Genomic DNA, 6,571 nt, shown 5'->3' with positions numbered 1-6,571 from the left:
CTAGTTCGTCCTTTAATCTTGAAAGTCTAGTATATAAAAAATACCCGCAGTTAGCACACTCTTTTTCAAGTGTCCTAACTACAGGTACCATATTATTTTAGATTTGAGTATGTAAATGGAGATGTACTTATTTACTCGAAACAATTGAAAAAAAATCTAAAAGTTGTTGAAGATCTATTGTATACCTCTAGAAAGGCAAAAAAAAAATAAACAGTGAAATCAGAGACAGGTAATGCGAAACGAAAATAGGGAAATAAGGTTATAATTCTAGAAATTGTAATTATCGGATGCAGTGCGATGGGATTCCAATACTCCATGTAGAGAAGAATAAACTTTCTTTTCTACATGGTTTTTTGTTAGAAATGGAACTACTTTAATTCAGGTATTTCGTGAACACCACAACATCATTCGGAGAGTAAGTGTGGAAATGGGTATTTTTGGTCTTTGGATTGCGATAGAATAAGAGAAGTATTGGAATACGCAGGAGGCAATGTATCTATAACCAATGCAGAATAAAAAGATTTTCTAGATAACAAATTGTAGATGAGGTAGAAGATATGAGAAGAGAGTTGAAAATATTACCTAAAATAGGAATAAACGAAGTAGAGCTATCTATGACATCTTCAGACTTACACAATATCATAGGTGAATTGGATACGAAAAGTGTCAATGGAAAAGAATTATTTCAATATCAAGATGATTTTATATTTCATTTTGTAGATGATGTTTTAGTAAGTATTTCTGTAAATAATCCTAAGAGTTTTTTCTTGAATACACAAAAAATTGATTTAATGAATGAATCAAAGCAATTTTTATTCAAAGAAAATCCGTATATTGTTGATGGATGTTATATATTTCCTCAGTACAACATGTTGATTTATGGCTTAGATTTTCCTGATGATGGAATTCAATTAACAATTTATGCAGATAACCAAAAAAATATTTACGAGAAAGAAATAAAAGTAGGTTTTCAATTTAGAAGTCTTGAAGATCAGCAAAAAAACTTTAAATATGAAATTACTCCGTATCAATCTGTAGGATCATTAAAATTCGGCATGCAACCGAGTGGAATTGAAAAAATATTGGGAATTCCTTTAAAAATAAGCAAGAATAATAAAAAGGGTATAACTACAGAAAACAGGGCGAATAGTCAAGCGATGTATAATGAAAAAGGACAGTTAATTCAACTAGCTTTTAATTGTAAAGAGGAATTTTTTATTGATAATAAATTGGTATCAAAGCTCGGATCTAAATTGGATAGTTTAAAAAATGAAGAGTATTTTATAAACAGAAACTATAAAATATATTTCAAGTTTGGAATAGCATTAGATAATTTAGGAAACCTATCTTCTAATGATTTTATTTATATTTTTTCAGAAGAGATGATTCCTTACTGGAAAGATATATATCGCCCTTTAATCTAACGAATTATCAGAAGTGATAGGAATACTTCGCCTCTAGTTGTTAATTGCAAAATAAAAATGCGGAGAATTGTAACTTTACTTAATTGCAATTCTCTGCAATTTCGTTAAAATCTAACTTATTTTTGTATTTTACTATTTTCAACATTACTATCTTGTCTGTTTGTTCGATCAAGCAAGAAATCAATACTGACATTGAAATAATCAGTATTTGATATTATGTCAGAACATCTAATTATATCAGAAAAGAATATAGAAGAGGCGATTGTTTCACCCTGTCAATCTTGATAATAAGTTTGCTCCAATTTTTCGCAATGGTCCAGGTCTTTATGAAGAGATTAATTCGTAAGGCGAAAGAGATTATTATATTTTTGTTGGGCATGATGCATCACTTGTGATAAAGACATATAAGGGGTACTCTTCATTGCACATTAAGAGATTTTCCGAAACAAAATGAAGGTGAATAATAGACTGCCAATGAGAATGTGATCGTAAAACTAGAGCGAGACTCATCTGGACAAATAATTGGAGTGGCAGAATGACCACTGGATTACGAGTAGATTAGGTAGGTGCAAAAATCGATGTAGTTCGTAATGAAATGGGAAATGCGTCATAAATCATAGCTTCTCGCTCAGAGCAAGAACATTAGACAGCATCAATGCAGTACAAAGTTCTTAGTCAAGAGATTGGGAGAATCAAAGGGCTATACCTAATGGAGCGCAAAAAAAATTCAAAAATATAGAAAAAGATAAAGAAAGCTGGACTATGTCACTAGGAGGAAATTATGAGAAAAATAAAATTCATTAGTAGATATAATAAACGGCCAGTATTAGAGGATGATTTTGGTAAGTTAGAAAAAACTATAGAAAAAAAGTTACCAGATTCTTATATCGAATTTTATAAATTTTCAAACGGTGGAGCACCAGAAGAAAATACTATCTATGACGAAGATGAAGAAGTATTTAATATCAGCTTTTTATATCCACTATTGGCAAAAGAAACCGAAAGTTCTATTTCTGAAAATGTACTTTTTATGATAAAGCAGAATGTTTTGGGGGATAACTTACATATTCCGTTTGGGGAAGATGGATCAGGTAACATTCTATATTTGGATTTTAATTTCAAAGAACCTACAGTTTGTGCATGTTTTTTTGATGAGCCGGATGAAGAAGCTGAATTGCCATATACACACATTGATATTGCTGACAATTTATTCGAGTTTCTTGAAATGCTCGAAGAATACAGGGAAGAGTAGTTTTGCTCAAATGGGCTCTTTTTAAAGTTGATTAATTGATTTGAAATAGTAACCTTTATTATATATTAACAGATTGAAAATAAGTAACTTTTCCTGTGTAAAATGTTTGGTTGAAAATTGAAAGTAATCTGATTCATAAAAACACCTAGACTTATTAAATTCTAGGTGTTTTTACTTTTCTTGTTGCCCACTAGTTGATAGTAGTTTGTCCTAGAAATTTAAATGAAGCCCTTTAATTTTACTCCTAATTAAGTTAAAAAATGATATAGGTAAGATACAAGGACCATGGAATGCTAATGCAGAAGAATTGTTTGAAGTTACGAGTGAAAACTTGGTTTCGGTGTCTCATATTAAAGGTGATTTGCGGATTCCTAAAACGGGAGAAGTACTTGCTGAGGATGTTACACCTAAGGAAGCTCATTAAAAATAAGTCTGACGGTATAAAAATAAAAGTAAGGATAACTCAGGAGGGGAATGGGATGGTTAAATCTATACTAGTAGATGTTGATTTCAATGGGATTGTTCTATTTGATTATCCAGGTATTTTAACTATTTTTGATAGGGAAATCAATGATGGAGAAAATATACTACATGAATTTACGAATACTGATAAAGGTGATATTGTGCTGGATAAAGGAATCGCTTTACCGATTATGGGTATCGACGATGGGGCATATTTAGTGCGTATATTTATTAATGAGACGCCTGAAGAAAAAATGAGGAAAGTTATGTTCAGTGATAAATATTATTTTTTAAATATAACAGGAGACCTGTATGTTGCGGATATGGCTGTATTTTGGGATTGGGAAAATTATCTTGGGTGGAAAAAAACTGGTGTTCCTAACGGTATCTACAAGGTTCATTTAAAAGGGGTTCAGTTAACAGATGAGAATAATGAAACAGTTTATGGATATGATCTGATTTTAAGCTCAATTAATGAGATAGGTAATAGGAAGATCGAGCCTCGTTCTGATTCAAATGTTTATTGAGTATAGTCAACTCTTTTGTGAAAGTTCGAAAGAAAGTGATGAATTCAGAAAAAATACCCCCTAAAAATCTCCAGGTAGATAAGCGGTAAAGTTTTTTCTGAAATAAATGTTATACTTGTAATAAAATTCAAGCCTATATTAAAAGAGTGACATAAATCCTTGGGGGATTCCTAATCTACTATTTGGAAGGTGATATTTTGACTTATGAAAGTAAAACTATAAAACTTGCTATGAATGACGGAAAAATATTTGATAGTATTTTGAAACTATATGAGGAATGTCCAGATGATGAAGAAATGGTTTTAATAGAACTATTAATATTAGGTGACACAATAAGTTTCAAACATGAAAACTTTTTCCTAGCACTTCAAAGCCTGCGACAACATCTAGAGGATAAACATATACAGATTATGTGTAATGGGGCTGCGTTAAATGTTTATCCATCTCAAATGCAACTATCGATGGGTACGGGACATTTAGCATATAAAATAAAATTTGGAGAACCAGCTAGATTAAAAGATATAGTTGACATATTTGAATTTGACAATGATTTGAGGTTTGTAAAAATCGAAGAACAGTTCAGCTACTATATTAGGTGGTTAAAAAGTTTAGAAGGCTAGGTTATTGGTTAAAGAAGAGTTTTTACTAGTGGTTAATTATACCTTTAGATTTTTTTGAGGGCTATATTATGGAAATTTATTTTTATAAAGTAAATGAGGAATATGGTTGTTTCTCGAATTTTTCTCCTCATGGTTTTGAATCAGGTGGTTTTTTTGGAATGCAAGTGAGCATTATTTTCAGGCCCATGTGGGATCTGAACTTGAGGAGAGAATTAGGCTTTCATTATCACATTTGAAACCCTAAAATGGGACGTGATAGGAGAAACCCACTTAAACAAGAACAACTGAAAATTTAGGGAAGTGTACAAGATGATAGAAAAAGATTACGAGATGATTGTAAAAATATTCGAGGAATATCGTTCCTCATACAATGTGTTGCATCATCAAGTTGAAGACGTTGAAAATGAAACGATTATTTGGAGCAATTCTTATCTAGAAATATACCCATATCAATATGAATTAGATCAATTACCAAAACCAAAAATTTATAAAAAGGAACCGAAATCTAAGGAAGGAATTGTAGTGAATAAGTTGAAAAACAATGAACTGTATTTTTCTTATGACGCTGAAAATAAGGGGTGGGGGAGTTCTTTCATAATAAATGAAACTGAAAAGAAAATCTGTCTTAGATTTCGTAGTAATAGGGCTGGTGAAATGGTTTTAAGCCAAGTACATTGTATAATATATGAAGGATCTGTGATAGAAAAAATATTATTCTACAAAAGGGACGATGATAGGAACAAAGAAACGTTTATGGTTGACAGATATTCTTATAATGACAATTTGACTGCTCATACTATTATTAGAGATGGTTTCTTTGAAGAAAAAATAAGAATTTTATCCACAAGGACATTTAGATTTGAGTATGTAAATGGAGATGTACTTATTTACTCGAAACAATTGAAAAAAAATCTAAAAGTTGTTGAAGATCTATTGTATACCTCTAGAAAGAAAAAAAAAATAAACAGTGAAATCAGAGACAGGTGAAAATAGGGAAATAAGGTTATAATTCTAGAAATTGTAATTGTCGGATGCAGTGCGATGGGATTCCAATACTCCATGTAGAGAAGAATAAACTTTCTTTTCTACATGGTTTTTTTGTTAGAAATGGAACTGGTTTAATTCATGTATTTCGTGAACACCACACTATCATTCGGAGAGTAAGTATATAACCCGAATCAACGGAACTAGCGGGTGGAAATCATACGCTTGCTTTATGCTAATGTTGAAGATTCGAATAGTTTGGTTGATTCGTTATTTAAGAAAGTGATAAAATGTATATTTTTGGTATTTGGATTGCGATAGAATAAGAGAAGTGTTGGAATACGCAGGAGGCAATGGATATATAACTAGGTGGGCGCTATTTGACTCTTTCGATTGAGGCATATTTACACGAGAAGTTGCCACTGCCTTAGTTATACGATTTCTATTACAAACTGTAAAGATAATAATAAAGTTTAGAAAAATCCTTTGCGATTAGAGAATCTCGCTCTATAAAAAATTGCAATGTGCCAGAGTCTGCTATCATGGCATATGTCTTTTGTGCATCACCCTCCATATCTAATTGAAACAGCAGCTCAGCCTTGCCATTATTCTCATCAAAACTATTTTTATACATAAATGCATAGCCACCTATTTTCGTGCCACTACCATCTGTTTGATCAAAATACTTTGAATATGCAGGGTTCTCCATTGGTAAGTCATAATGAACGGAGCGAGGATCTGTGTACGGTACTAACTCTTCTCGTAATGTTGCTGTAAATGCATAAGGGCCACCAAAGATAATTGGTTCACATAGCTCATACTCCATTTCCTCGTCAGAAAAAGGCTCTAAATCATGAGAGGGCTCAAAGTCCGCATAATAGCGACAATAATAACCATCCTCGTAAACACCATAATCCTCATCTGCCAACACAAAAAACTGTAGAAGCCCTTGCTGTGGATAATCTTTAAGCGAAGGTAGCTGAGAAAAATTAAGCTGTGCCAAAAACATATAAGGTGTGCCACTACTATGTACAGGAAAGCTATCACCTAACTTACAATAAGGTTGTCCGCCTAATTTACTATCCGTATAAGTAACTGACTCCTCTACGGCTTGTAAAGCTATCGTCTGTTTTAATGATTGCTTCATTTTTTATCAATCCTTTCTTGTTGCAATAAATGATCTTTCAAAATATACAAACTATGAAAATTCCTGTTAATTCCCATTGAGTGAAATAAAAAGACAGGCTTGATGGAACAGGGAGGCTGTCAACTGGCAGCCCCGTAGTTCATTTTATCAAAAAG

General features: G+C 32.1%; 6 protein-coding genes. 5 read left to right on the top strand and 1 reads right to left on the bottom strand.

The genetic code is table 11. From position 1 onward, the window contains the following. Window positions 1–557: 557 nt before the first annotated feature. The 5 genes from ACFXN8_RS10290 (at window position 558) to ACFXN8_RS10270 (ending at window position 5,272) form a co-directional block, all read left to right on the top strand. Entirely contained in the window at window positions 558–1,424 is an 867-nt protein-coding gene (locus ACFXN8_RS10290) for a hypothetical protein (RefSeq protein ID WP_386844823.1), read from the top strand. Between the two features lie 781 nt (window positions 1,425–2,205). After that, window positions 2,206–2,676, top strand: a complete 471-nt coding sequence (locus ACFXN8_RS10285; protein ID WP_386844821.1) for an SMI1/KNR4 family protein — start codon at window positions 2,206–2,208, stop codon at window positions 2,674–2,676. A 479-nt stretch (window positions 2,677–3,155) separates the two neighbouring features. Continuing rightward, window positions 3,156–3,665: a hypothetical protein gene (locus ACFXN8_RS10280; RefSeq protein WP_386844819.1), complete on the top strand. Its 510-nt coding sequence runs from the start codon at window positions 3,156–3,158 to the stop codon at window positions 3,663–3,665. 197 nt (window positions 3,666–3,862) lie between these two features. Next, complete coding sequence (locus ACFXN8_RS10275) at window positions 3,863–4,285, top strand: hypothetical protein (protein ID WP_386844817.1); 423 nt, start codon at window positions 3,863–3,865, stop codon at window positions 4,283–4,285. A gap of 309 nt (window positions 4,286–4,594) precedes the next feature. Continuing rightward, window positions 4,595–5,272, top strand: a complete 678-nt coding sequence (locus ACFXN8_RS10270; RefSeq protein ID WP_386844815.1) for a hypothetical protein — start codon at window positions 4,595–4,597, stop codon at window positions 5,270–5,272. Window positions 5,273–5,714: 442 nt separating this feature from the next. Here ACFXN8_RS10270 and ACFXN8_RS10265 read toward each other — a convergent pair whose 3' ends face one another. Next, on the bottom strand, window positions 5,715–6,416 hold the full coding sequence (locus ACFXN8_RS10265; RefSeq protein ID WP_386844813.1) for a YwqG family protein: 702 nt from the start codon (window positions 6,414–6,416) through the stop codon (window positions 5,715–5,717). Window positions 6,417–6,571: the final 155 nt, after the last annotated feature.

The organism is Lysinibacillus sp. NPDC059133 (genome assembly GCF_042755925.1).
In the GTDB taxonomy this organism is placed as follows: Bacteria; Bacillota; Bacilli; order Bacillales_A; family Planococcaceae; genus Lysinibacillus.
The sequence above is the reverse complement of the archived record's forward strand: the minus strand, read 5'-3'. Positions and strand labels throughout refer to the sequence as shown.

Excerpts from the sequence above, each read along its gene's own strand:
- ACFXN8_RS10290 (WP_386844823.1), top strand. The coding sequence starts at position 558 with ATGAGAAGAGAGTTGAAAATATTACCTAAAATAGGAATAAACGAAGTA.
- ACFXN8_RS10285 (WP_386844821.1), top strand. The coding sequence starts at position 2,206 with ATGAGAAAAATAAAATTCATTAGTAGATATAATAAACGGCCAGTATTA.
- ACFXN8_RS10280 (WP_386844819.1), top strand. The coding sequence starts at position 3,156 with ATGGTTAAATCTATACTAGTAGATGTTGATTTCAATGGGATTGTTCTA.
- ACFXN8_RS10270 (WP_386844815.1), top strand. The coding sequence starts at position 4,595 with ATGATAGAAAAAGATTACGAGATGATTGTAAAAATATTCGAGGAATAT.
- ACFXN8_RS10265 (WP_386844813.1), bottom strand. The coding sequence starts at position 6,416 with ATGAAGCAATCATTAAAACAGACGATAGCTTTACAAGCCGTAGAGGAG.